The sequence below is a fragment of the Psychromonas sp. genome (assembly GCF_047632955.1).
Lineage (GTDB): Bacteria > Pseudomonadota > Gammaproteobacteria > Enterobacterales > Psychromonadaceae > Psychromonas.
On sequence record NZ_JBLIED010000027.1, the window covers coordinates 20,576 to 45,989 of the forward strand.

Genomic DNA, 25,414 nt, shown 5'->3' on the forward strand with positions numbered 1-25,414 from the left:
TGATCTGTTAGTGTTTCATTTTATCTGTAAAAATTAAGCTTATTGGTATTAAATAAAATATCAATAAGCTTGAAATTTTACTATTTCATGCTTAAAAGACCAAAGGAAAAAAAATGCCTTACTCAGTATTTGGAAATAAATTTACACAACATTCAGGCATTACTGAATTAATGGATGATCTTAATGAAGGTCTTCAGGGAGGAGAGGATGTTTTAATGCTGGGCGGGGGGAATCCGGCCGCCATTCCCGAGATACAAAACAGACTGCAGGAGCTGATGCAGCAATTATTATCGGAAGGAAAGTTAATCAATACCTTAGCAAATTATGACGGGCCGCAGGGGAAAACCAGCTTTATCAACGCGCTGGTTGAGTTATTTAATGATCTCTATGATTGGGAATTAACAGCAGAAAATATAATGCTCACCAACGGTAGTCAGAATGCCTTTTTTTATATATTTAATCTGCTCGCAGGTAATTTCAGCGGTGATATAAAGAAAAAAATATTATTCCCGTTAGCACCTGAATATATAGGTTATGCAGACGCAAGCGTTTCTGAGAATGCTTTTGTTGCACAGCGCCCTAAAATAACAGAATTAGCGGATGGGTTTTTTAAATACAACGTTGATTTTGATGCTTTGAAAATCACCGAGGATGTCGGTGCTATCTGTGTTTCTCGTCCGACAAATCCAACGGGTAACGTATTAACGGATGATGAGATAATTCATCTTGATAGATTAGCAAAAAATAATAACATTCCGCTCATTATTGATAATGCTTACGGTACGCCCTTTCCAAATATTATTTTTGAACAGGCAACTCCCTTCTGGAATACTAATACGATATTGTGTTTAAGTTTATCTAAATTTGGATTGCCCGGCGCACGTTGCGGTATTGTTATCGCCAAACCTGAAATTATTAAAGCAATGTCCAGTTTATCGGGAATTATGGCGTTGTCTCCCGGCGGTATTGGTCCTGAAATTGTATTACCTTTAGTTAAATCTAAAGAAATAATTCAATTAAGTAATGAGGTAATTAGACCTTTTTATCAGAGTAAAGCAACTAAAGCGATTAGCCTGTTAAAATCAAAGATAGCGTTGCCGGAATTTAAAATACACAAAGCTGAAGGTGCATTATTTCTTTGGTTATGGTTTAAAGATTTACCGATCACTTCCAATGAGTTGTACAAATTACTTAAAAGCAAAGGTCTATTAATTGTATCGGGGCATTATTTTTTTCCTGGTTTAGATCAGGATTGGCGGCATACGCAGGAGTGTATTCGGGTTAATTATGCGCAGGATGACAAAGTAGTTGAGCGCGGTATCACTATTCTGGCAGATACTATTAACCAATTGTACGGCAATAAATAACAGTGTTTCACGTGAAACAACAAAGAAATAAGCCGTTAATTTATTAGCTAGTTATAATAATATCTTTAAATTTTAGGTGTAAGATAGCGTTATGCTCAGCAGTTTTGTCTATGGGCTTGCCACCGATAAAATATAATAGAGTTGTTTTAATGAATAAGTCACTTTTACTAAACGCTTTCAAAACGACTATCCCCGTGTTGTTTGGTTATATTCCGATGGGCATGGCATTTGGCATTCTGTTCAACGAACTTGGTTTTCACTGGATCTACGCCGCATTGATGTCCTTGGTTATTTACGCGGGAGCCGGACAGTTTATGGCTGTCGGGTTGCTGGCTAACCACGCCGGTTTTATGGAAGTGGCTATCACTACTTTGTTATTAAATTCACGTCATCTGTTTTACGGCATCTCCCTGATTAATAAATTTAAGACCCACTGGTTGCGCAAGTTTTATTTGATTTTCGGATTGACCGATGAGACCTATTCTCTGCTGACCGGTACCCGCCCCCCCAAAGATAAAGAGCAGACTGATTTTTATCTGCTGATAACTGTTTTAAATCATAGCTATTGGGTGATTGGCTCGACCTTAGGTGCCATTATCGGTGCCAATATGCACTTTAATACCAGCGGGCTGGATTTTACTCTTCCGGCGTTGTTTACGGTGCTGGCCATTGAGCAGTATAAATCAGTACGTGAGTCCTGGCCCTTTATGATGGCTGGGGTTGTGGCTTTCCTATCAATTTGGCTGTTCAGCCGGGACAATATGCTACTCATGTCTATTCTGCTATCGATTATCGTATTGCTGATCCTGCGCCTAACACACAAGCCAAGCGATACTATCAAACAGGAGTCTGTATAGATGCAGGATACTCATTACTTGCTGCTGTTGATTGCGGTGATGGCGGTAGCGACTTTTATAACCCGGGTGCTGCCCTTTATTTTGTTATACAAGGTCAGCGACCATCCTATGTTGCTCTATTTAGGACGTTATCTACCACCGGTAATGATGGTGTTATTGCTGATTTACTGCTTTCGAGATTTGCGTTTCAGTGCATTAAGTGATGGCCCGGCAGAGCTGCTGGCACTTCTTTTGGTGATTGCTCTGCATCTGTGGCGTGGTAATGCGCTGCTCAGTATTATGGCGGGTACCGGTCTGTATATGTTTCTCAGCCAGTCATTGGCTCTGGCTGGTTAGCTGCTATTAGCCGTTTTGTTTCACGTGAAACAACCTGGACATTATTTTAACTTGCTGAAGTGTTGTTTCTTTTTGGATGTCTCGTTGCCACGTTCAGTATGGTAATGTCAATGCCACATTTTTTATGTGTAAGCCTTCGCTTGTAAGGTGTTGTTGTAAATTTCATTGTTGGAATTCCGCCCTTGACGGCGTGTAGACGATGAGAAACTGAAACGCAGTTTCGCAGTTCGATAGAGTCATGCTCTCTCAATAGAAAAAGCAATAAGGTAAAGGTAGTTTTGTTCATGCCACTATGCTGTCGCATAATTCACAGTGCCGTATACAAGGACGGCAGAGCCTGTCCCGCTCATATCCTGAACTGCCGTAAATGACTCCGGGCGTCCTGCCCTACGCCTTTCAGGTCGTTGTCAGAAATTCCAACGTTCAAATTTTTTCCTGATAAATTTGTCGTTCCATGTTTCCTCTTGCTAAAACAGTCGTTCACCACAAGAAAAATGGACGGGAAATTCGTAGCCGCATCGGTTTGGTATTCTAGTCCGTAGGGTGCGCTGTTTGCGGTGCATAGAATACATCCTATCAAGAAGATAATACCAAACGCATTAATTTACGTTTGGTATTACACTGACGTTTTTCAGCGTAAAAAAAAAGCCCGTCAGTGGCAAACTGACGGGCTTTTTAGGGTGTTTTACTGTGCTTATTTTTAGATATCTAAGTTTTCAGCACGCAGAGCATTTTTTTCTATAAATTCACGTCTAGGTTCAACATTATCACCCATTAAGGTAGAGAATAGTTGGTCTGCACCCACCGCATCTTCGATTGTTACCTGCAGCATACGACGCGCATTAGGATCCATAGTGGTTTCCCATAGCTGACTAGGGTTCATCTCTCCCAGCCCTTTATAACGCTGAATATAAAGACCGCGTTTTGATTCATGCATTAACCAGTTTACCGCTTCAATAAAGTTATTAACATCTTTTCTGCGTTCACCACGTTTTATGTATGCACCCTCTTCCAGAAGGTGTTGTATTTCATTACCTAATGAAACCAAAGATTTATAACCAGATGAATTAAAAAACTCTTCATCAAGCAGATAGCTGTTATCCACTCCGTGTTTACGCACCGTAAAAATCACATTGTTGGTCAATTCATCATCAGATTTAACCACCGCAGCTTTATAAATTGTGCCGCCTAAATCTTCTTGATTTAATGTTGCTACAACATCGTCTGCCCATTCTGTTACAACCGATTGATTAATGAGATTATCGGCGGATAGTCCAGGTTTATAGATAAGCTTGTCTAAAATCGTCGACGGATAACGGCGAGATAAACGTTTAATGGTTTCTTGAACACTGCGGTAACGCTGAATCATACTTTCCAATTCATTACCGGAAATACCCGGTGCATCAGGGTTTATGTGCAGAGATGAATTTTCCATCGCTAAACGGGTTAAGAATACCTGCATTGCGGCTTCATCTTTGACGTAATCTTCCTGCTTACCTTTTTTGATTTTGTATAAAGGCGGTTGAGCAATATAGATGTAGCCGTTTTCAATTAACTCCGGCATTTGACGGAAGAAAAAGGTCAGTAACAATGTTCGAATGTGAGAACCATCCACATCGGCATCGGTCATGATAATTATATGATGGTAGCGGGTCTTTTCCGGATTGTATTCATCGCGGCCAATACCACAACCTAATGCTGTGATTAAGGTTGCTACTTCCTGAGAAGAAAGCATTTTATCAAAGCGTGCTTTTTCAACGTTCAGGATTTTACCTTTAAGGGGTAATATAGCTTGGTTTTTTCGCGAACGTCCCTGCTTAGCACTGCCGCCAGCGGAGTCTCCTTCGACAATATAGAGTTCAGACAATGCGGGATCTTTTTCCTGGCAATCTGCTAGCTTGCCGGGTAAACCTGCCAGGTCTAAGGCACCTTTTCGGCGCGTCATATCACGGGCTTTACGGGCAGCTTCTCGTGCTCGTGCGGCATCAATAATTTTGCCCGTTATAATTCTCGCTTCAGAAGGGTTTTCCAGTAAAAATTCCTGTAGTTTCTCATTCATTGCACCCTCTACAACAGGTCGCACTTCTGATGAAACTAAACGGTCTTTAGTTTGTGAAGAGAACTTAGGATCAGGTACTTTCACGGAAATAACCGCGGTTAAACCTTCACGTGAATCACCGCCTTCTGTGGCCGTTTTATTCTTGCTGTTTTTAACCTTAGCAAGTTCCTTTTCCATGTAATTATTTAGAGTACGAGTTAATGCACCCCGAAAACCTGTTAAATGGGAACCGCCATCTTTTTGTGGAATATTATTGGTAAAACAGTAAATGTTTTCCTGGAAACCATCATTCCACTGCATGGCCACTTCGACATTTGTGCCGTCTTCATGCTCAGTTGTGAAGTGAAAAATCTTTTGATGGATAGGGGTTTTATTTTTATTTAAATAATTAACAAAGGCTTCAATACCACCTTCATAATGAAAATGATCTGACTTGTCCTCTTCGCGTTTATCAAACAGTTTGATTGACACGCCAGAGTTTAAGAAAGACAGTTCGCGTAACCTTTTAGCCAATATTTCGTAGTGAAATTCGGTATCGGAGAATGTTTTTTCACTGGGCCAAAAACGAATTTCTGTGCCGGTTTGCTCAGTATCACCAATAACGGCGATCGGCGTCTCGGGTTCACCATTAAGATAGGTTTGCTGGTAAATGTGGCCATTTCGTTTAACGGTTAAGCGCAGTTTTTGCGAAAGTGCATTAACCACGGAAACACCCACGCCGTGAAGTCCGCCGGAAACTTTATAGGAGTTATCATCAAACTTACCACCTGCGTGTAACACGGTCATGATAACTTCGGCTGCGGAAACACCTTCTTCTTCGTGCATATCAACCGGAATACCGCGGCCGTCATCACGTACAGAAACTGAGCCGTCAGTGTGGATTGTAGTAATAATATCAGTACAATACCCTGCTAACGTTTCATCAATTGAGTTATCTAAAACCTCAAAAACCATATGATGTAAACCGGTGCCATCATCCGTGTCGCCAATATACATGCCAGGGCGTTTGCGAACTGCATCTAACCCTTTTAGTACTTTAATATTTGACGAATCATAACTATTTTCAGCCATCAAACTTCCACCTATTCTGCTGTAATCTTACCGTGTTCCACGTGAAACACAGTCTGTTCCTGTCCAAATAAGGTATCAATATTTTCTTGTGAAATAACACTGATAAATATCTGGGCATTCGAATTTATAATATGCTTTGCTAATATCTGTTGTTTTTTCTGGTCTAATTCAGAACTAAAATCGTCAATTAAAAAAACACACTGTTTATTATCAAAGGAGTTTAAAAATAATCCCTGCGCTAAGCGTAATGCGTAAACAAATAACTTTAACTGCCCTCTTGATAATACATCGCTAACAGGTATTCCGTTGATTTTAAAGCGCAGATCTGCTTTTTGAGGTCCGGCGCTGGTATAACCAATTTGTTTGTCGCGATAAAAATTATCGGTCAGATAATCTTGTAGTGATTTATTGTTTTTATCCCAGCCGCAAAAGAATTGACTGGTAATAGAAAAATCAGGTAAAAAGTCGTTTAAGGTTTGTTTCACTAAGGGCATTAGCAACTCAAAATAAGCTTCTCGTTGTTGACTGATTTCTTCACTTAAAACACAGAGTTCATTATCCCATACTTGGAGCTCATTGTAAGTTTTACATTGCTTTAAAGCAGCATTACGTTGCTTTAAAAGTCGTTTAATGCGCGACCAGTTAGTGTAAAAAATAGGATCATGGTAGAAAACCCCCCAATCCAAAAAAGCACGCCTGTTTTTAGGGCTTCCTGACAGTAAAGTGTAACCTTCCGGGGTAATAAGTTGTAACGGCAGGTATTGCGTTAAATTGGCTAATTTTTTGCAGTAACTGCCATTAATCTTTAATAAAGTCTCACCGCTTTTACTTTTTTGCAAACCGATAGGAATTAAGGCGTTATTGCTTTTGATTTCGCTAAAAAGCGTAAAGGATTTTGATTCGTGCTCAACCACGCGAGTGGTTAAATGGGTGCGGAAGGAGCGCCCCAGTCCAAGAAAATAAATAGCTTCAAGCAGTGCTGTTTTACCACTGCCATTGGGGCCTACGAGCACATTTATTTTAGGATTAAAATTGAGCGTGGCCGAGCTGATATTGCGAAACTGATTGATAATCAATTTAGACAGTGACATATAACCAGACCTTAAAGACAAATATCTTTTTGAGGATTTTTTTCACCTAAGTTAAGCGCTAGAGGCGCATCGGCATAAGAACATAAAGTGAGTCATCACTGTCTATGGACTCTATTAAAGCACTGTGATCTGAATTACTAAAGGTAATTTTAACCTGTTCACTTTTAAGCGTGTTTAATACATCTAGAACGTAACTTACATTAAAGCCGATTTCTAAGTTGGCAGAGTGATAATCAACATCGATATACTCTTCAGCCTCCTCTCTTTCGGGATTATTTGCGGTAATTTGTAAGAGATTTTCAGAAAGAATTAAACGTACTCCGCGAAATTTTTCATTGGATAAAATAGCGGCACGGGAAAAGGCCTGCTTTAAGGATTCTCTATTAGAGATTAATTCTTTATCGCCATTTTTAGGAATAACACGGCGATAATCCGGGAAACGCCCATCGACCAACTTAGTAGTGAAAATAAAACCTTCGATCACTGCGCGTAAATTATTTTGGCCGATTTGAATAGTAACATCTGCCTGATCATTATCGAGTAGTTTAACTAACTCTATCACCCCTTTGCGCGGCACAATCACTGACTGCTGCTCTATCGGTTGATTAAGCTTTATTGAACAGGATGCGAGTCGATGGCCGTCCGTTGCCACGCTGCGTAATGTCTGTTCAGAAGCTTCAAAGTACATGCCGTTAAGATAATAACGCACGTCTTGACTGGCCATCGCAAACTGGGTGAATTCGATCAGTTTTTTAAATTCAGCCTGAGGCACAGTTAATTCCACCAGACTTTGCCAGGATTCTATATTGGGAAAGTCAGCAGCAGGCAATGAAGATAGTAAGTAACGACTACGCCCTGAGCGTACGGTTACCTTCTCATCCTTTACCTGAAATTTGATTTCACAGGGCTCCGATAAACCTCGGCAAATATCCAGTAATTTTCGCGCAGGAACAGTAATAACACCATTCTCACTGGGATTTTCCAGTGCGACAAGGGCAATCAGTTCAACTTCCAGATCAGTTCCTGTCAGGCTTAATTGGTTATCTTTCACTTCAATTAAAATATTGGCCATAATGGGTAACGCGGGACGTCCACCGGCAACGGAGCTGACAACCAGTTGCAACGGACGGAGAAAGGCTTCTCTTGAAATTGAAAAATGCATAATCGAACTTACCTTATAGCAATGACATTAAATAAGTGGTTAATGTTGGAGACGCTGAAAATTGACAGGAGTGTCATTAATGACGGTAATTTATACTTTAAATTACTTAATTAATGAACTGCTCGCTGTGCTTTAACTCAAATAAATGAGCAACAGTTTTGACCGGCTGGATCACATCGAAAGTGTGCGGATGAGGATTTTATAATCTTCTTGAATATCATTGTTTTCCCGACGCAACTCTTGGACTTTTCGACAAGCATGTAAGACCGTGGTGTGATCCCGTCCGCCGAATGCCTCTCCAATCTCCGGCAGGCTGTGTTGGGTTAACTCTTTAGCCAATGCCATAGCAATTTGACGAGGCCGCGCTACGGTGCGAGTACGGCGTTTTGAGGACATATCAGAGGTTTTAATACGATAATGTTCAGCGACTATTTTTTGAATATTATCAATGGTTGTTTGTTTGGTATGCACCGCAAGCATATCGCGCAGCGCATCTTGTACCAGCGAAATAGTAATATCCTGACCGGTGAATTGTGCTTTTGCAGAAATATTAGCAATCGCACCTTCTAAAACCCGTACGTCGGTGATGGTTAAACGCTTAGCAATAAAGAAAGCCACATCATCGGGCAGTTTCAGACCGCGTTCTTCTGCTTTGGTGATTAAAATGGCAACCCGGGTTTCCAATTCAGGCGGATCGATTGGAATGGATAATCCCCAACCAAAACGGGTACGCAGACGCTCGTCAATGCCTTCAATTTCCTTAGGAAAACGGTCACTGGTTAAAATAACCTGTTGATGCGCATCTAACATCGAATTAAAGGTTTGGAAAAGCACTTCTTGAGAGCGATCTTTACCGGCAAAGAAATGAATATCATCAATAAGTAGTGCATCAAGTGATGCGTAATATTCTTTAAACTGTTCAATCGTATTATTACGGATAGAGTTGATCATATCCTGGACAAAACGCTCAGAGCGAATATAGACCACTTTACTGTCAGGATTTTCTGCGATAATAGCATTGCCAACGGCGTGTAATAAATGTGTTTTACCTAAGCCTGGATGCGCATATAAAAACAGAGGATTGTATACATCACCCGGATTTTCAGCGATTTGCTGGGTGGTTGCGATAGCAAAGTTGTTTGATTTACCTTCAACAAAATTATCAAAAGTATATTTTTTTATCAAATTACTTTTGTGGGGCACCCGATTAACTTTGCTCTCCCCTTCCCAAGGTTGGTTTTTAAGCGTTGCCTCGGCAGGGATTGGCTTGGCTGGTTTTTTTTCAACAGAGCTGACATTACCCACCATTAAACGAATCTTGATCGAATGGTTAGGATCTTCCTGATTAACAAGTTGCTGGATCTTGTCTTCAATGGTCGCCATGTATTTGTTACGCACCCATTCGCTGGTATATTTATTCGGAGAAAAAAGCGACAGGGTTGAATTATTAAAATCTGCTTGGAGAGGACGTAACCAAGTACTAAAGTCTCCGGCTGACAGTTCGTCTTTTAATTGTGCTAGGCACTCTTGCCAAATTGCCAGGGACATCATTAACTCCAGTTATTAAATTCGGGCGGATAATTCTACCGCTAAGATCTGTTTTTCGCCACAAGATCCTTGCATAAATAAGTAAAAAAGATCCTTGTGTTTGTTATCATTAGATGCAGGGTTAATTACATTTTTGCATTCAATAGCGCTTACTTAAAAATTTTTTGTTTTATCTGTTGATTAGGGGCTGTTTTATTGAATCGTGTTATCCGTCGCCGCGCTGGAATAACCTGCTTACAATTTGTTAAAATGTTCCAAAAGAGAAAATTTTTACCCTATCAATGCAATCCAAAGATAACCTGACGATATAATAAGCGTATCCATTTACATTGTAAAATGTCAGCCTTGCTCGGTTTGATAAAGATCAAACTCATGGTCAAAATAAGCTATCTGCTAAAGCATCCTTAGTAAGTTAGTATTTACTTCGTTTTTTAAGGTTGATTGGCATGCATTCAATCGGAATCCTTTGATGAGGCGTAATAAGTTTAAAAGATTCTGAACTTACGGATAAATATGGTCTCCTGGCTGCTTTTGTTATGAGCTGAATATGACGGTTTTATGAAAATATAATAGGATCAAAAACCGCCAGTTAACTTATATTTACCACCCTCTTTTTGATTAAACAGACCCTAATATCCCTATAAATGACGGTGTATTACAACATCCTCACTGCCGGGTTGCTTATGTACTAAAGGTGCTAATCCCTCTGCAAGAGCCTGTTTATAGATCTGATTCATTTTTAACGCTAGATAAAGATCTGAACGGATCAACACCCCGCCGTCGGTGGTCGATACGCCGGCCAATTCACACCACTTGAGCATCTGTCGCTTGCGTCCGGCCACCACCAGACGAATACCAAGCTTTTTTAATATAATATGTAAATCCGCAAGCATTGCCATCACACTTAAATCCAAGTGCGTAAAACAGGGCACAGCATCCACAATCAGGCATTCAACCCCCTCTTCGCCTGTGACTTTTTTAAGCAGCTGGCGTTTAAAGTAGAGCGCATTAAAATAGGTCAGCGGAGAATTAAAACGATAGATAAATACTCCGTGTATTGCCTCGGCTTTACCCGCACTATCAATGCTGCGTATTACTCCTTTATGATCCAAGCCTAAGACTTGCTCCGTGGGGCGCATTACCACGCGTAAAAATTGGAATAAACCTAACAGTACGGCCAGCGTGATCCCGGGAATAACACCAATAAAGAGCACCGCCAACAAGGTCGTTAAGGCCAGAAAAAAGGCTGAATTATCGCGTTTACGGAGCTGCCACAGCGCCTTCAGATCAATCAGAGATAGGGAGGCAATGACCAGCACAATGCCCAATGCAGCCGAAGGGATATATTGTAACGGTGAGGTCAAAAATAATGCCACCAGCGTAATCAGTAGAGCCGCTATAATCGAGACCCACTGGGTTTTTCCGCCATTGGCATCATTCACCGCTGTGCGTGAATCCGCCCCGCTCACGGCAAATCCCTGGGAAAATGCAGAAGCAATATTAGCCAGCCCCAATGCCATAAACTCTCTATCGGCATCAATATCATAACCATTTTTGGCGGCAAAACTGCGCGCCGTGAGCATCATACTGACAAAGCTCACCATTGCCAGATTAAGTGCCGGCATAACCAGTTCACGTGCGATTCCAAGGTCAAAGGCCGGTGTCTGAAACAGCGGCATTCCCGATTGAATAAGCCCGACCGTTTTGATATCAAAGCTACCCAATTTAAAGAACCACACCACAAAAGCGCTCAATATCATCACCGCCAATGCCGCAGGCCATTGCGGACGAAAATGTTTAATCAATAAAAAAACAGATAAAGCCAGCAGACTTATTAACATTGTCGGCACATGAAATTGGTTAATATAATTAGGCAGGTCTGCAAGGCGCTCAATCAGATAACGATGTTCGAAGTTAAAACCAAAAAGTTTAGAAAATTGACCGACGATGATGGTGATGGCGACACCATTTAACAGCCCCATTAAAATCGGTTTGGATAGAAAGTCGGCGAGCACTCCAAGCTTAAATTTACTGGCCAGCAGACACCAAATACCGGTCATTCCGGTCATGGTCATAACCAGTTGCCAATGCTTAACCGGATCACCCATAGCTAACGGGCTCACAACCGCCGCAATCACTGCGCAGGTGGCTGCATCGGGACCGACGATTAATTGCCGTGAACTGCCAAATAAGGCATAAACCAACATCGGCAGAATGCACGAGTACAACCCCGCTATTGCATTTACACCGGTTAATTGGGCGTAGGCAATAGCCACCGGCAGGGCAACCGCCACCACGGATAACGCCGCGCGAAGATCATCACGAAACCATTGCCGGCGGTAATCCAGCAGTCCTTCTAACCCGGGCATAATCGAATATAAGCGAGCAAGCTTCAAGGGTAACCTCTGTTGTCTGTAGGTAAATAAAAATAAAAAAGTGCCCAATATTATGCCGGATATAAGAGAAAAACAACGTCCTATTGACTAATAATAAAACACTTGTCAAAACCGTCGGCGAGAAAGCAGGAAAACCATAAAAAGTCAGGAACTTAATTGCTTAGTTTATTATTACACTTAAGCTAATAAGCGCAACACACTAAACATGGGAGTAATATTATGCTTAAAAAATATTTTGTTTTGGTCGCCGGTTTATTAGTGGTTATGGTTTGTTTACTGTCTTTATTTTGGCCGGCGCTGCTGTGGTTATTGATGATAATCTTACCCGTTACCCTGCTTGGTATCTTTGACATGCGCCAAACTAAACATGCCCTGTGGATAAATTTTCCGGTGGTCGGCCATCTGCGTTGGATAACCGAATATATTCGCCCTTATATAAGACAGTATCTGTTTGAATCAGAAACCGATGGTGTGCCGATTAACCGTATGTTTCGTTCGGTTATTTATCAAAGGGCCAAAGGCGCACTTGATACCATACCCTATGGTACTAAGGTTGATACTCAACGAGTTGGTTATGAGTGGATCGGGCATTCACTGGCGGCGCTTCATGTTAACCACGTAATGGCCGATTCCCGCGTCACTATCGGCGGCCCTGATTGCCTGCAACCCTACAGCGCTAGTATCTTTAATATCTCCGCCATGAGCTTTGGCGCTTTAAGTAATAATGCCATCCTGGCACTTAATAAAGGCGCTAAAATAGGCGGTTTTGCCCACAATACCGGCGAAGGTAGCGTCAGCCCTTATCATTTAAGCCACGCGGGGGATTTAATTTGGCAGATTGGCACCGGCTATTTTGGCTGCCGCGATCAACAGGGTAACTTTAGCGCGGAAAATTTCATAAAAATAGCCCTGCTCGATAACGTCAAAATGATTGAAATTAAATTATCACAGGGTGCAAAACCGGGTCATGGCGGTATCCTGCCCGGTGATAAAAACAGCATAGAAATAGCGCAGATAAGGGGCGTTATTGCAGGACAAACGGTTAACTCCCCCGCTACCCATTCCGCCTTTTCAACACCTCTGGAAATGATGTTCTTCATCCAAAAGTTACGCCGGCTGTGCGCCGCTAAGCCGATTGGTTTTAAGCTCTGTGTCGGTAACAAGAGTGAGTTTTTTGCACTCTGTAAAGCAATGATTCAAACCGCCATCAAGCCTGACTTTATTACCGTTGATGGCGGCGAAGGCGGCACCGGGGCCGCACCCCTGGAGTTTTCTAACTCCGTGGGTATGCCGTTACGGGAAGGCTTGAGTTTTGTGTGTGACACTCTGATCGGTTTTGGCCTGAAAGATGAAATTAAAGTGATTGCCAGCGGCAAGATTTTTACCGGTTTTCATCTGGTAAAAAATATCGCACTCGGAGCCGATCTGTGTAATAGCGCTCGCGGTATGATGATAGCCTTGGGTTGTGTGCAGTCATTAATCTGCAATACTAATAGATGTCCGACCGGTATAGCAACGCAGGATCCCAGTTTAGTTAATGGACTGGTGGTTGAGGATAAAGCCACTCGAGTGGCCGCATTTCACCATAAAACCGTGCAGGCAGCCATGCAGATTATTAACGCGGCTGGGCTTGAATCTCCGAGCCAGCTTAACCGCGCACATATTTACCGGCGTACCAGCCAAACCGCTATTTTACGCTTTGATGAAATTTACCCCTATCCGGCCAAAAGCAGTTTTGTTGCTGCAAACTACCCTAAAAATGTGGCGCGGGAGATGTTAGAGTCGACCGCTGAAAGTTTTTTACCTGAGCATTCTGTGGTCAAATCCAGCGCCGGTTTAACCGCTCTGGATTAAACTGCTTTTACAATTAGTAAATGCTCTAAGGGAAAATATTGCGCAGGAAAAAGGCATGAAAGCAAGTGCTTGAGTAAGCACTGTTTTTGGTGAACAGTTTTTTTAAAAATTAACTTAAAAATTAACCATAAAAAAACCCCACCGAAGTGAGGTTTTTATTATTTAATTTGTTTATCGGCTAGGCCGCTAAATAAACTAAATTAGAAGATGTATTTAAAGCGAACACGAGCACCAAGTACGTCATCTTTAGTTTCATTATCAACTTCAGCTTGTGACCAGCCCGCACCCAAGTAGATATCAAAGTTATCAATTTCCATTACAGCTGGAATTTTGTAAGAAGCGTAAACCTGCATTTCTGTTGTATCAGCTGTATTCTCGTCTGAATCAGATTCACCGTATAATGCGGCGATAAATAAGTTTTGGAACTGTGCGTTAAGACCGGCTGTATAAGAATCAATTGAATCAGCTTCTCTATCATCTGATAAGTAAGCAGCACGAACAGCTAAAGTTAAGTCATCAGTTGCCTGAAGACTAAGTGAACCACCAGCACCCATCCAATCTTTAGCGTCTGTAGTACCATCGTCGTCACCAGCTACTGGTAATTCAAGACCAAATGCCATTGATACTTTATCACCTAAAGGAGCTGTCACAACAGGGCGAAGGATCACAAGGTTACCATTGTCTTGTGAGTAAGCAGTTAATTCAAATCCAGCTGCACCCATTGCTTTATTAAAGGTTGCTTGAGCGCCATTACTCTCATCATTACGGCCGCGAGCATAATCTGCGCGGTACATAGTAGTACCAGATTCAGCTACGTAAGTATCCTGACCTGCTGGTGAAAGATCTTGTGCTTCAAAATGGCCGACTGTTAAGCTCCAGTCATTCATCATACCAAAGGCAAATTTAACATCATCAGTGCCATGGTCGCCATTTTGGCCGAATGTAGGTGCTACTGCAAATGATGCAAATGCACCGTTGTCTAAAACTTTCTGACCGTGGATATCAATCAGTAAACGACCGCTTCCTACGAAATCTGAGTCGGCATCTACTATTCCGCCATCATATTTTTCACCGTTTTCAGATGTGTAATCAAACTCAACATCACCACCTAAGTATAAAGAGCCGGCAGCAGTATCAAATGTTTGACCTGCGTTCGCTGCAGATGCTACCAATAAAGCGAGAATGCTTGAAGCTAGAATTGATTTTTTCATAGTAGTTAATTTCCTTTGTTATCATAGATACCTGAGTAATACAGGTCTTGTGTTTTAATTGATTTTTTTATTATTGAACTTTTCTGGAATAAAGATATCTAATAAAAATTAGCCGTGCAAACGAGAAACTTCGTTTGTATCTGTTTTTGTGAGCTGTTTTGCAGTTTGCATTTATGGTGTGTGAGCAATCCCACAAAAAACAAGCGTTAATTATGGACAGCTGCAATAAAAATAATGAATGAGCGGGCTTTTTATGCCCTTTTCAACGACAGCAATCTGCTTTACCTCGATTAAATTAAAAGACTGATGCAACCTTTCATTTAAGCCCTCGTCCTTATAAAGATCCGCACTCATGTTGTACTTTCTTTAGAAAATGTAACTTCAGGCGCGCGGTTACGATTGACGACCTTTAGCAAGACCACTTATTTCCCCTGTATTTATGCCCTTAAACAGCCGCAGACAACCCTCTTATTCGATTGATAATATTCCGTTATTGACCTATTAATTATCTGCTACAGCACTCAACTCATTGGATCATTGTCTCTATTCTGTTTTATATCTATATTTAGAATAGTTCTGATTATCTCATCATCGGGCTGAGGCTCTCTTAGCGAAAGGAGATTTTAAGAGTCTTAACTTTATCTTTTGGGCTGATCGCAACTTGATTAATCAGTGCTATTTTTCGCTGAGCATAAATTAATCCGGTTCGTATTTATAAACGACCATATAATTTTCCTGTAAAAATAACCGGGAACTTTTCATGCTAAAAAGACATCGCCTGCTCATTATCAGTGTGCTGATTATCGTCACCATTGGCGCTTTTATTGTTTACCTTCAACGTCCTCGCCCGGTCGCGGTGGTGGTGCAGGAGGTCAGCAACGGTGAAGTACTGGCAACCATTACTAATACGCGTGCGGGAACGCTCAAGGCCTGCCGACGTGCGCGCCTTTCTCCCTCAGTCGGTGGCCAGATAGAAAGTCTGCTGGTTAAAGAGGGGGATCGGGTCAAGGCCGGGCAACTGCTGCTGGAAATATGGAATGATGATCTGCAAGCCCAAGTCACACTGGCTGAGCATGAAAGTGAAAGATCCACGGCTCTGGTGCGCGAAGCCTGTATTATTGCCGACCTTGCCAAACGTGAAGCTTATCGACTGAGTACTCTGTTCAAAAAAAACATGGTCTCTGCCGAGAGTGTTGACCAGGCCGAAAGCGAAGCAAACGCCAGACAAGCCGCGTGTCAAGCCGCGCATACCTCAGTCAAGGTCAGTCAGTCACAAATAGATGTGGCTCGAGCAGCGTTGGCGCGGACCCGCTTAAGCGCGCCTTTTAACGGCCGGGTTGCTGAAGTGAATGGCGCCGTGGGGGAATTTCTGACGCCTTCACCGATTGGCGTCGCGACTCTGCCGGCGATTGATTTGATCGATTACAGCTGTCTGTATGTCTCCGCGCCCATTGATGAAGTAGATGCACCGCAGGTTCGCCCGCAAATGCCCGCTCGTATTTCACTGGATGCCTTTGCAGGAAAAACATTTGCCGGAACAGTACGGCGGGTTGCCGACTATGTGCTGGATCTGGAAAAACAGTCGCGCACCGTTGAAATAGAAGTTGAATTTATCAATATCGACAATACAGACAATATGCTACCCGGTTACAGTGCCGATGCCGAAGTTATTCTGCAGCAGCGTGATAATGTTTTGCGTATTCCCACAGCAGCGCTGTTTGAAGCTAACAGGGTGCTTATTTTAAAAAAAGATGGGTTGCTTGAGCAACGACAGCTCACCATCGGCATAAGCAACTGGAGTTTTACGGAAGTGTTGGAGGGTCTTAGCGCGGGTGAGCAGCTAGTCACTTCAATCGAGCGGGAAGGTGTTGAACAGGGTGTCCGTGCTGTAGTTGAAAGTAAAGATGTTGAAAATAACCATGAATGAATTGACTATGATCGAATTAAGCATGATTGAATTAACTAATATTCATCGTGACTTTCTGGTTGGCTCACAAAGGGTCCATGCTCTGGATGATATCAATCTATCTATTGTGGCGGGTGAATATATTTCTATTATGGGGCCTTCCGGTTCAGGAAAATCAACCCTGCTGAATTTAATAGGCCTGCTGGATAGCGCCACGACGGGCACTTATCTGTTAAATCAGCAAAATGTTACCAGCCTGCCCGATAACCAGCAGGCCGCCACCCGCAGTAAAACCATTGGCTTTGTTTTTCAGGCTTTTCACCTTATTCCCCGATTAACGGCTGCACAGAACATCGAGCTGCCTTTAATACTCGCCGGCACGGATCCAAAGCTGCGCCACCCGCTGGTTAATAAAGCGATCACCGAAATGGATTTGACCGATCGTGCTCAGCATACTCCCGATCAGCTTTCCGGCGGGCAGCGCCAACGAGTTGCGATTGCCCGTGCCACTATTATGCAGCCGAAACTATTACTGGCCGATGAACCCACCGGGAATCTGGATCAAAAGTCCGGTCTGGATGTGATTAATATTCTCGAGCAGCTTAACCGTCAGGGCATTACGGTGATTATCGTGACTCACGACGCCAACATCGGTGAGCGCGCAACACGGCAGATAAAAATGCTTGATGGCCGTATTGAATCAGATCAGACTTTATCTCAGGCAAGCATATGAGAGCCTCGTTGCGTGACATTATAGGTTTTTCCTGGCGTGCCCTGAGCGGTTTCCCAACGCGGACAATCCTGATGTTAATTGCAATGGCTATCGGTGTTGCTTCGGTCATTATGTTAACCGCTTTGGGGGAGGGTGCAAGGCGCTATGTGAGCAATGAATTTAGTTCATTAGGCACCAATCTGGTGATTGTTTTCCCCGGCTATTCTGAAACATCAGGGCTTAACCCGATTGCGATGGTGGGCACGACTCCTCGGGATCTGACCCTGGATGATGCGCAGCTGTTAACCCGTAACGGCAACGTTCGCCGTATAGCGCCGATCAGTATCGGCTCAATTAATGCCAGTTTTCAAGGACGTTCACGTGAAGTGGCGATTATTGGCAGTAACGCCGAGCTGTTAGATATTCGCCATTGGCAACTGGCGCAGGGAAATTTTTTACCTGCTGGCGATCTGGATCGCGCCACTCCCGTTTGTGTGATTGGCCGTAATATAAGTGAGCAGCTATTTGGTGCACAAGCCGCACAGGGTCAATGGATACGTCTGGGAGATAGACGTTTTCGAGTGATTGGTATTATGGGCTCGAAAGGCCGCTCGATTGGTGTGGATGTGCAGGATACGGTTATTATTCCGGTCGCATCTGCCCTACAGTTATTCAATAGTGCTTCACTGTTTCGTATTCTGGTCGAAGCTAAAACCCGTTCGGCCATTGAGTCCGTCAAGCAATCTACTATCGAGCTGTTAAAAGAGCGTCATCAGGGCAAGCGCGATGTCACCGTTATTACTCAGGATGCGGTTCTGAAAACCTTTGACAGTATATTAGGGGCGCTGACCTATGCTATCGGCGGCATTGCGGCAATCAGCCTCGCTGTTGCCGGCATTTTAATCATGAATGTGATGCTGGTGGCCGTCTCCCAGCGTACTGCGGAAATTGGTTTACTGAAAGCTCTGGGTGCACCGCAACGGCAGATTCTGCGGCTGATTTTATTTGAAGCGATTATGTTATCAACCTTTGGCGCCGCAATCGGTTTATTGTTAGGTGAGCTGGGTTGTTTTGCTATTCGCTATGCTTTCCCGGACCTGCCAGCCTATGCTCCGCTGTGGGCGGTATTAACAGCGGTTGCTGTGAGTCTACTGGCCGGATTTATTTTTAGTTTACTGCCGGCCAGGCAGGCCGCGCGCCTCGATCCTGTTCTCGCGCTGAGCGGTAAATAGATTATGCGCCTCGGTGATCTTCTTCATTTAACCGCCGCATCCCTGATTGCCCATCGTCTGCGCAGTTTTTTATCTGCATTAGGTATCGCCGTGGGCGTTGCTGCGGTTGTGTTGTTAACCTCTATCGGCGAAGGTGTGCATCAGTTTGTGCTGGCTGAATTTACCCAGTTTGGCACTAATTTGGTGGCCATCAATCCCGGCAAAGCGACAACCGGCGGGATCAGTATGGGGGTCTTTGGTACCGAGCGACCATTAACCATTGAAGATGCGCAGGCGCTTAAACGGCTGCCCTATGCAAAAGCCGTGGTGGCTTTTGTGCAGGGTAATGCCGAGGTAGAGGCGGGTAATCGCAGCCGCCGCACGACGATTTATGGTGCCGGTTCACAAATGCCGGAAGCTTTTCAAATGGTCATAAAGTCAGGGCACTTTCTGCCCGATGATGATCCCACCGCTCCGCGTGCTTTTGCGGTACTCGGCAGTAAACTCAAATATGAACTATTTGACGATTTAAATCCTTTAGGACAACGCATTACGGTGGGGGGCAATCGTTTTCGTATTATTGGTGTGATGGAGTCAAAAGGCAACGTATTAGGCTTTGATCTTGATGATACCGTTTACATTCCGGCATCCAGGGCGCTGAGTTTATTTAACCGTGACACCCTGCATGAAGTGGATCTGCTTTATGATGATAATACCTCCGTTGAAACCGTGGTGGCGGGTATTAAACAAATCCTCGAAGCACGCCATGGCAAGGACGATGTCACCATTACCACCCAGCAGCAGATGCTTGAGGTGTTGGGCTCTGTACTGAGTGTGCTGACCTTTGCCGTGGGCGCGATTGGCGGTATTTCATTATTAGTTGGCGCGATCGGGATAGTCACTATCATGACTATTGCCGTCAATGAGCGGATCAGTGAAATCGGTTTAATTCGCGCATTGGGCGCCAGGCGCTCTCAGGTACTCAGTTTATTTTTAGGAGAGGCAATTGTACTTTCCGCGGTTGGTGGGCTGGCCGGATTGGGACTGGGTATTGGTATTGCCCAACTCCTGCATCTGAGTTTACCTGCTCTGCCGGTACATACCTCCTGGAATTTTGTCATTCTGGCCGAAGTCATCGCCATCAGTATTGGTGTTATTGCCGGTGTGCTGCCCGCCCGACGCGCCGCCCGACTCGACCCCGTTGAAGCTCTGCATGCGCAATAAGCAATCCATAAAACTAAGCAACTTTTATTTTTGCAGGTGGGCTTTTAACCACTGAGTCTTTAAATAGAGGTTGTTTTACCCTTTCTTTAGCAGATGTATTGACGGGCTAACTTAATATTGATGTAGGTGTTTTTTCGTAAATGGCGCTTTAATTGACGAGATAACCAGTATTCAGCAAGCGCATGATCTTTAATCATTTTTCTGAAGTGGATTGAATTAATATGGACATATATATGATCCACAAGGTCAAAAGTTGCATAACCGATAATAGTGCCATCGAGACGAATAAGAAGTAACTCGGTGCCGTTATTCAGGTCTTTATCTTGAATTTGTGTTTTTAGTTTTTGATCATCTTCCTGAAGCAATGTTTGACATATTGGGGAAAAAATAGAGGTCAACTTAACGTTAATGATTTTATGCATATTTTTATTTTTAACGACAATAACCAAATAATGAGATTTAAGTCACATTTTACAGGCAAATAAATGCAGGTCAACTTAACGTCAATAATATTGTGGGTATTTTATTTTTAAGGGCAATAAGTAAGCTTAAAAGATTCACCCATAAAATCCTGCAGCTTCAATACCCGCAGGACGATAAAGGGTTGTTTAGGCGCATTGTGCCAACAGTTGGCGTACTTCGTCAGTATTCAAAGGCCGCACCAATCGTGCCACTTCTTTACCATCATGCAGCAAAATCAAAGTCGGCCAAAGTTTAACCCGAAATGCTCGGCCCAGGGGTTTACCTTTTCCGTCATATAACTTGATGTGCGGCAGCTTTAAATGTTCGTTCAGTACCTCTTCCACTGCAGGTCGCGCCGCCTGACAATGGCCGCACCAGGGAACGCCGAATTCCAGAAGTGCATCACCTATTAATCCGCTGACCTGTTCAAGTGTTGGTGCATCTTCTGCATAATTCGGGTTAAAACCAAGCTGACTGCTTTGCATGTTATTTGATTCCTCACTATTGATGATTGGCAAGCTGCGATCTGTACAACCAGATAAGTTCAAGTTGCGCGGCTGGTAAAGATACACTTTGTCCTTAAATTAAGCACCGAAAAACTCATGAAAGCAAGGCATTGATTACAGTAACTGGATGTTCTAATTAAAAAGTCAATAAAAAAGACTTAAAGTAGTTTTACGTCTGCTCAGCATGTGCTTTAAGTCGTATAAATGGGTATGAATTTAATCGATTTGGAATTCTATAAATATAAATTATTTAAAAAAAATGGCAAACCCGCAAAGGTTTACCATTATTTATTCAGCTCTATTTTTGAGCTAATATATCACAGCGAATTAAAGCGCTACGATACTGTCTGCTTGCGGGCCTTTTTGACCTTGGCTTACAGTGAATTCTACTTTTTGGCCTTCAGCTAAAGTTTTGAAACCGTCGCTTGCAATAGCACTAAAGTGAGCGAATACATCTGGACCAGATGCTTGCTCGATAAAACCAAAACCTTTAGCTTCGTTGAACCATTTAACGGTTCCTTGTACTTTCTCAGACATAATAATATCCTGTAATTTTTTTAATGTATGGTGCCTTCAAAAGGCTTGAATAGCGTAAAAACAGACTGGAACTTAAAAACTACAGTGCGTGGTATTATTAATAAAACAACGAAATGGAGAATGTAAACGTAAGGCTTTCTTTTGCTGAAGTACATTTTACAGAGTGAGAAATTAAAGTCAACAACCTGCCTAATAAGTGCGCAGCTTCCGACTGGAGGACATCTAGGGTGCTGCAGCGATCGCGCAGGCCCTAGATAAAACAACCGGAAGCAATAAAACAAGCTGCGCCTAGGGCGAGAAAGCTCTTGCATTATCCTTCGTGGCTATCAATAGTAATGATTACCGCATCGGGGCGCCAATATTCAAACTCACAATCAATAATAGTGCCTTGCTGCTGATAATTAACCCTGCATATTTTTAATACTTGCTGACCCTGTGCCAGGTGCAGGGCGTCAGCAACCTGGCTATTCGCACCGCACAAAGTCACTTCAAAGCGTGAGCGTAAGGTCTGATAACCGTATCGCTGTTGATAAAGCCGGGTTAAAGACTGACTTAAATCCTGTTTCAATATATCGGGGAAAAGGGCGCTTATCAGGCAGTTTTGTACATATAAAACGGGCCTGTTATCCACATGACGCAGTCGCTCAATGCAATGTAATTCAGTGAGTTTCTCCAAGCCTAACAGCTTGCTTTGCTGTGCATCTGCGAATTTTGTGTGCACCGCTAATACTTGCGTTTTGGCACTGCGCTGCTGGTCACTAACCAACTGATGAAAATGGCAACGTGATAGCGGGTTGTAAATCAAAGGCGTAGGGCAAACAAACCAACCACGGCGACTTTCGCGGTAAATTATCCCTTCAATTTCTAAGGCTGACAGTGCTTCTTTAAGGGTAATACGGGTGGTGGAAAACAGCACACTTAACGCTCTTTCTGAGGGTAACTTCTGCGATCCATGCAATACATTCTGTGCTAATAATTGTCTGAGGCTATCTTTTATACGGCTTAATTGCGTCGCTTTAGTGTTTTCCATGACTGACCTATTCCAGCGCTTTAAAAGGCGTAAAAGTAGCACCCTTTAATAACAGAAATATGACAATCCTCTTTATCAGTATGCAATACAAAACAGTTATTTTACCTTCTTTAAACTGTCATCTTAGCTTCTTTAAAGTGTCACAGTCCCACTCTATGATGACAACTTATTTAACTGACCTAGTCCAGAGGAAATGCCATGAAAAAACTACTTACCATGACCACCTTAGCCGGTTGTCTGATTGCCACTGTTGCACATGCGGATAGTGATATTAATACTTTGATTGATAAGGCAAAAAGTGAGGGGCAACTGTACAGTATTGGTATGCCGGGCAGCTGGGCAAACTGGAAAGATACCTGGGCAGATATGAACAAGCTCTACGGTTTAAGCCATCAGGATACCGATATGAGTTCAGCGCAGGAAATAGCCAAGTTCGCCGCTGAAAAAAATAATGCCACGGCAGATATTGGTGATGTGGGTTTTGCTTTTGCCCGTGTCGCGGTGGAAAAAGGGGTAACACAAGCTTATAAACCAAGCACGTGGGCGGAAATTCCCGATTGGGCAAAAGATAAAGACGGGCACTGGGCGATTGCCTATACCGGCACTATCTCTTTTTTAAGCAACAATAACCTGGTGAAAAACCCACCCAAGAGTTGGGCTGATATATTAGCCGGCGACTACAAAGTCACAGTGGGGGATGTGGGCACTGCAGCGCAGGCAAATAATGCCGTATTAGCGGCGGCATTTGCTAATGGTGGTAATGAGAAAAACATCGAACCCGCATTGAAATTCTTTGCTGAATTGGCCAAGCAAGGGCGTTTATCAATGAATGATCCGAGCATTGCCAATATTGAGAAAGGGGAGGTTGCCTTAGCTATTATGTGGGACTTTAACGCTTTGAACTACCGCGCTAAAATTGATAGTTCACGCTTTACCGTGACTATTCCACAGGATGGCTCGGTTATCTCTGGATATACCACCATTATCAATAAATACGCAAAAAACCCCAATGCCGCGAAACTCGCACGTGAATATATCTTCAGTGATCAAGGGCAAATCAATTTAGCCGAAGGTTATGCCCGTCCTATTCGTAGCAATGTCGTTCTGCCTGCAGCAACACAAGCGAAACTGATTAGCAATGATCAGTACAGCAATGTTTTCCCAATCACGGACTTTAAAGACTGGGAAAAAACAGCGCGTAAATTGCCAAGACAATGGCAAGAAAACGTTCTTATCCATATCCAATAAGGGGCAGCAGCATGAGCAATAAAGTAATCTTTGTTGTTCTTGATGGCCTAAATTATCAAGTAGCCCAAAATTGTATGGGTTACTTGAGTGCCTTTATGGACAGCCAGCAAGCAACGACTTACCAGATCAGCTGTGAATTACCGTCATTATCACGGCCGTTATATGAATGTTTATTAACCGGCGAAGCGCCTGTACACAGCGGTATAGTCAATAACCAGGTGAGGCGTTTATCATTTAACAGCAGTGTCTTTAGCTTAGCGGTACAAGCGGGGCTAACCACCGCTGCGGCGGCCTATCACTGGGTCAGTGAATTATACAATAGCAGCCCCTACAATCAGCAAACAGATCGTATCTGTAATGATAAATCTCTTAATATTCAACATGGTATGTTTTATCACTTAGATCATTACCCGGACACTATTTTGTTTGCCGATGGCGAGCATTTACGGCAAACCTATCAACCGGATTTTTTACTTATTCATCCGATGAATATTGATGATGCGGGCCATCGGTTTGGTTTGGACTCCCCCGAGTACCGCAATAGTGCCCGTCAGGCGGACATCATTTTATCGGATTATTTACCCACCTGGATAGAAGAAGGTTATCAAGTGGTGATCACCAGTGATCATGGCATGAATAATGATAAAACCCATGGGGGCATTTTAGAGGAGGAGCGCGCGGTGCCGCTGTTTTTACTTGGCACGCAGTTTAGCCAGAAAAGCGTTGATCTAAAACAAACTCAAATTTGCGGGCTGCTGTGTCAGTTATTGGGATTGTCTGATCATCAAAAACCCTATAATCCTGCTTTATTAAAACAAGGTTAAGGCGATGAATAGCACTGTATTACCCGGCGTAGCACAGAGAAAAACAGGGCGCTTTGAAAAATTTAAAACACAGTCACTAAAGCGATTCAGACCCTTATGGTTATTATTGCCGTTTTTAGTGCTGTTCTTTTTATTTCAAATTGCGCCGATGATTTGGATAGTGCTTAACAGCTTTGTGTTTGATCAGCAGGTGAGTTTAGAAAACTATCAAACTATCTTTAATTCGGCCTTTATTTTACAGGCCTTTGGCAATAGTTTATGGCTGGCGTTCTGGTCCAGTAGTATCAGCCTAATTTTAGCGCTGTTTTTTGTGGCCTCATTACGCAAAGTTGACTCTGGCTTGCGTGATGCAGTGGTGGCTTTTACCAATATGGCCGCCAACTTCAGTGGTGTGCCTTTGGCTTTTGCTTTTATTATTATTCTAGGATTCAACGGTGCGGTGACTTTATTGTTAAAAAAAGTCGGTCTGATTGATGATTTTAATCTCTATGGACAGTGGGGACTATTAACTCTGTATGTGTATTTCCAGGTGCCACTTGCAACCTTATTGCTGTATCCCGCTTTTGATGCTTTACAGGATGACTGGCAAGCCGCCTGTACTTTATTAGGCGCAAAAAAATGGCAGTTTTGGACGGAGATTGCATTGCCGGTTTTATCGCCTGCTATCCTGGGTACCTTTATTATTTTAATTGCTAACGCGATCGGTGCCTATGCCAGTGTCTATGCCTTAACCACGGGTAACTACAATGTGGTGACGGTGCGCATCGCCAGTTTAGTGTCGGGGGATCTTTTCTTAGAGCCT

21 protein-coding genes are annotated in these 25,414 nt (G+C 43.1%); 11 read left to right on the forward strand and 10 right to left on the reverse strand.

What is annotated here, in order from left to right:
• Positions 1-113: 113 nt before the first annotated feature.
• The 3 genes from ACJAZP_RS14360 (at position 114) to ACJAZP_RS14370 (ending at position 2,560) form a co-directional block, all read left to right on the forward strand.
• Positions 114-1,367 (forward strand): valine--pyruvate transaminase, encoded by a 1,254-nt coding sequence (locus ACJAZP_RS14360; RefSeq protein WP_415231430.1) that lies wholly within the window; start codon positions 114-116, stop codon positions 1,365-1,367.
• Between the two features lie 149 nt (positions 1,368-1,516).
• A complete protein-coding gene (locus ACJAZP_RS14365) occupies positions 1,517-2,224 on the forward strand; it encodes an AzlC family ABC transporter permease (protein WP_415231431.1) in 708 nt (235 codons plus the stop codon).
• The gene (locus ACJAZP_RS14370) at positions 2,225-2,560 is read left to right on the forward strand and encodes a branched-chain amino acid transporter permease (RefSeq protein WP_415231432.1); all 336 of its coding nucleotides are present in this window, start codon (positions 2,225-2,227) and stop codon (positions 2,558-2,560) included.
• Between the two features lie 700 nt (positions 2,561-3,260).
• Here ACJAZP_RS14370 and gyrB read toward each other — a convergent pair.
• The 5 genes from gyrB to ACJAZP_RS14395 form a co-directional block, all read right to left on the reverse strand.
• Positions 3,261-5,690 (reverse strand): DNA topoisomerase (ATP-hydrolyzing) subunit B, encoded by a 2,430-nt coding sequence (gene gyrB / locus ACJAZP_RS14375; protein ID WP_415231433.1) that lies wholly within the window; start codon positions 5,688-5,690, stop codon positions 3,261-3,263.
• Between the two features lie 11 nt (positions 5,691-5,701).
• Positions 5,702-6,781 (reverse strand): DNA replication/repair protein RecF, encoded by a 1,080-nt coding sequence (gene recF / locus ACJAZP_RS14380; protein WP_415231434.1) that lies wholly within the window; start codon positions 6,779-6,781, stop codon positions 5,702-5,704.
• Between the two features lie 58 nt (positions 6,782-6,839).
• Positions 6,840-7,943 carry a DNA polymerase III subunit beta gene (gene dnaN / locus ACJAZP_RS14385; RefSeq protein ID WP_415231435.1) on the reverse strand — a complete coding sequence of 368 codons (1,104 nt, stop codon included), beginning with the start codon at positions 7,941-7,943 and terminating at the stop codon, positions 6,840-6,842.
• Between the two features lie 171 nt (positions 7,944-8,114).
• Positions 8,115-9,491, reverse strand: coding sequence for a chromosomal replication initiator protein DnaA (dnaA, locus tag ACJAZP_RS14390; protein ID WP_415231436.1), 1,377 nt, complete (start codon positions 9,489-9,491; stop codon positions 8,115-8,117).
• A gap of 638 nt (positions 9,492-10,129) precedes the next feature.
• Positions 10,130-11,887: a SulP family inorganic anion transporter gene (locus ACJAZP_RS14395; protein WP_415231437.1), complete on the reverse strand. Its 1,758-nt coding sequence runs from the start codon at positions 11,885-11,887 to the stop codon at positions 10,130-10,132.
• Between the two features lie 219 nt (positions 11,888-12,106).
• Here ACJAZP_RS14395 and ACJAZP_RS14400 point away from each other — a divergent pair, with 219 nt between their 5' ends.
• The gene (locus tag ACJAZP_RS14400; protein WP_415231438.1) at positions 12,107-13,741 is read left to right on the forward strand and encodes an FMN-binding glutamate synthase family protein; all 1,635 of its coding nucleotides are present in this window, start codon (positions 12,107-12,109) and stop codon (positions 13,739-13,741) included.
• Positions 13,742-13,941: 200 nt separating this feature from the next.
• On the opposite strand, the gene ACJAZP_RS14405 is transcribed toward ACJAZP_RS14400, so the two are convergent.
• Positions 13,942-14,952 (reverse strand): carbohydrate porin, encoded by a 1,011-nt coding sequence (locus tag ACJAZP_RS14405; RefSeq protein ID WP_415231439.1) that lies wholly within the window; start codon positions 14,950-14,952, stop codon positions 13,942-13,944.
• A gap of 760 nt (positions 14,953-15,712) precedes the next feature.
• On the opposite strand from ACJAZP_RS14405, the gene ACJAZP_RS14410 reads away from it, so the two are divergent.
• The 4 genes from ACJAZP_RS14410 to ACJAZP_RS14425 are packed head-to-tail and all read left to right on the forward strand — an operon-like array spanning position 15,713 to position 20,005.
• Positions 15,713-16,879, forward strand: a complete 1,167-nt coding sequence (locus ACJAZP_RS14410; protein WP_415231440.1) for an efflux RND transporter periplasmic adaptor subunit — start codon at positions 15,713-15,715, stop codon at positions 16,877-16,879.
• Positions 16,872-17,591 (forward strand): ABC transporter ATP-binding protein, encoded by a 720-nt coding sequence (locus ACJAZP_RS14415; RefSeq protein ID WP_415231441.1) that lies wholly within the window; start codon positions 16,872-16,874, stop codon positions 17,589-17,591. Before ACJAZP_RS14410 ends, ACJAZP_RS14415 begins: the two co-directional genes overlap by 8 nt.
• Positions 17,588-18,802, forward strand: coding sequence for an ABC transporter permease (locus ACJAZP_RS14420; protein WP_415231442.1), 1,215 nt, complete (start codon positions 17,588-17,590; stop codon positions 18,800-18,802). The genes ACJAZP_RS14415 and ACJAZP_RS14420 overlap by 4 nt, the downstream gene beginning before the upstream one ends.
• Before the next feature lie 3 nt (positions 18,803-18,805).
• Positions 18,806-20,005: an ABC transporter permease gene (locus tag ACJAZP_RS14425; RefSeq protein WP_415231443.1), complete on the forward strand. Its 1,200-nt coding sequence runs from the start codon at positions 18,806-18,808 to the stop codon at positions 20,003-20,005.
• A gap of 86 nt (positions 20,006-20,091) precedes the next feature.
• Here ACJAZP_RS14425 and ACJAZP_RS14430 read toward each other — a convergent pair whose 3' ends face one another.
• From ACJAZP_RS14430 to ACJAZP_RS14445, 4 genes are all read right to left on the reverse strand, one after another.
• Positions 20,092-20,427 (reverse strand): hypothetical protein, encoded by a 336-nt coding sequence (locus ACJAZP_RS14430; protein WP_415231444.1) that lies wholly within the window; start codon positions 20,425-20,427, stop codon positions 20,092-20,094.
• Between the two features lie 186 nt (positions 20,428-20,613).
• Entirely contained in the window at positions 20,614-20,952 is a 339-nt protein-coding gene (locus ACJAZP_RS14435) for a thioredoxin family protein (protein ID WP_415231445.1), read from the reverse strand.
• Between the two features lie 348 nt (positions 20,953-21,300).
• Positions 21,301-21,510, reverse strand: a complete 210-nt coding sequence (locus ACJAZP_RS14440) for a cold-shock protein (RefSeq protein WP_415231446.1) — start codon at positions 21,508-21,510, stop codon at positions 21,301-21,303.
• A 310-nt stretch (positions 21,511-21,820) separates the two neighbouring features.
• A complete protein-coding gene (locus tag ACJAZP_RS14445) occupies positions 21,821-22,540 on the reverse strand; it encodes a UTRA domain-containing protein (protein WP_415231447.1) in 720 nt (239 codons plus the stop codon).
• Positions 22,541-22,738: 198 nt separating this feature from the next.
• On the opposite strand from ACJAZP_RS14445, the gene ACJAZP_RS14450 reads away from it, so the two are divergent.
• The 3 genes from ACJAZP_RS14450 to ACJAZP_RS14460 form a co-directional block, all read left to right on the forward strand.
• Complete coding sequence (locus tag ACJAZP_RS14450) at positions 22,739-23,788, forward strand: ABC transporter substrate-binding protein (protein ID WP_415231448.1); 1,050 nt, start codon at positions 22,739-22,741, stop codon at positions 23,786-23,788.
• Positions 23,789-23,799: 11 nt separating this feature from the next.
• Entirely contained in the window at positions 23,800-24,612 is an 813-nt protein-coding gene (locus ACJAZP_RS14455; RefSeq protein ID WP_415231449.1) for an alkaline phosphatase family protein, read from the forward strand.
• Between the two features lie 4 nt (positions 24,613-24,616).
• Positions 24,617-25,414, forward strand: a 798-nt coding sequence (locus ACJAZP_RS14460) for an ABC transporter permease (RefSeq protein WP_415231450.1), incomplete at its 3' end; no start/stop codon positions are given.

Excerpts from the sequence above, each read along its gene's own strand:
- ACJAZP_RS14360 (WP_415231430.1), top strand. The coding sequence starts at position 114 with ATGCCTTACTCAGTATTTGGAAATAAATTTACACAACATTCAGGCATT.
- ACJAZP_RS14365 (WP_415231431.1), top strand. The coding sequence starts at position 1,517 with ATGAATAAGTCACTTTTACTAAACGCTTTCAAAACGACTATCCCCGTG.
- ACJAZP_RS14370 (WP_415231432.1), top strand. The coding sequence starts at position 2,225 with ATGCAGGATACTCATTACTTGCTGCTGTTGATTGCGGTGATGGCGGTA.
- gyrB (WP_415231433.1), bottom strand. The coding sequence starts at position 5,690 with ATGGCTGAAAATAGTTATGATTCGTCAAATATTAAAGTACTAAAAGGG.
- recF (WP_415231434.1), bottom strand. The coding sequence starts at position 6,781 with ATGTCACTGTCTAAATTGATTATCAATCAGTTTCGCAATATCAGCTCG.
- dnaN (WP_415231435.1), bottom strand. The coding sequence starts at position 7,943 with ATGCATTTTTCAATTTCAAGAGAAGCCTTTCTCCGTCCGTTGCAACTG.
- dnaA (WP_415231436.1), bottom strand. The coding sequence starts at position 9,491 with ATGTCCCTGGCAATTTGGCAAGAGTGCCTAGCACAATTAAAAGACGAA.
- ACJAZP_RS14400 (WP_415231438.1), top strand. The coding sequence starts at position 12,107 with ATGCTTAAAAAATATTTTGTTTTGGTCGCCGGTTTATTAGTGGTTATG.
- ACJAZP_RS14405 (WP_415231439.1), bottom strand. The coding sequence starts at position 14,952 with ATGAAAAAATCAATTCTAGCTTCAAGCATTCTCGCTTTATTGGTAGCA.
- ACJAZP_RS14410 (WP_415231440.1), top strand. The coding sequence starts at position 15,713 with ATGCTAAAAAGACATCGCCTGCTCATTATCAGTGTGCTGATTATCGTC.
- ACJAZP_RS14415 (WP_415231441.1), top strand. The coding sequence starts at position 16,872 with ATGAATGAATTGACTATGATCGAATTAAGCATGATTGAATTAACTAAT.
- ACJAZP_RS14420 (WP_415231442.1), top strand. The coding sequence starts at position 17,588 with ATGAGAGCCTCGTTGCGTGACATTATAGGTTTTTCCTGGCGTGCCCTG.
- ACJAZP_RS14425 (WP_415231443.1), top strand. The coding sequence starts at position 18,806 with ATGCGCCTCGGTGATCTTCTTCATTTAACCGCCGCATCCCTGATTGCC.
- ACJAZP_RS14430 (WP_415231444.1), bottom strand. The coding sequence starts at position 20,427 with ATGCATAAAATCATTAACGTTAAGTTGACCTCTATTTTTTCCCCAATA.
- ACJAZP_RS14435 (WP_415231445.1), bottom strand. The coding sequence starts at position 20,952 with ATGCAAAGCAGTCAGCTTGGTTTTAACCCGAATTATGCAGAAGATGCA.
- ACJAZP_RS14440 (WP_415231446.1), bottom strand. The coding sequence starts at position 21,510 with ATGTCTGAGAAAGTACAAGGAACCGTTAAATGGTTCAACGAAGCTAAA.
- ACJAZP_RS14445 (WP_415231447.1), bottom strand. The coding sequence starts at position 22,540 with ATGGAAAACACTAAAGCGACGCAATTAAGCCGTATAAAAGATAGCCTC.
- ACJAZP_RS14450 (WP_415231448.1), top strand. The coding sequence starts at position 22,739 with ATGAAAAAACTACTTACCATGACCACCTTAGCCGGTTGTCTGATTGCC.
- ACJAZP_RS14455 (WP_415231449.1), top strand. The coding sequence starts at position 23,800 with ATGAGCAATAAAGTAATCTTTGTTGTTCTTGATGGCCTAAATTATCAA.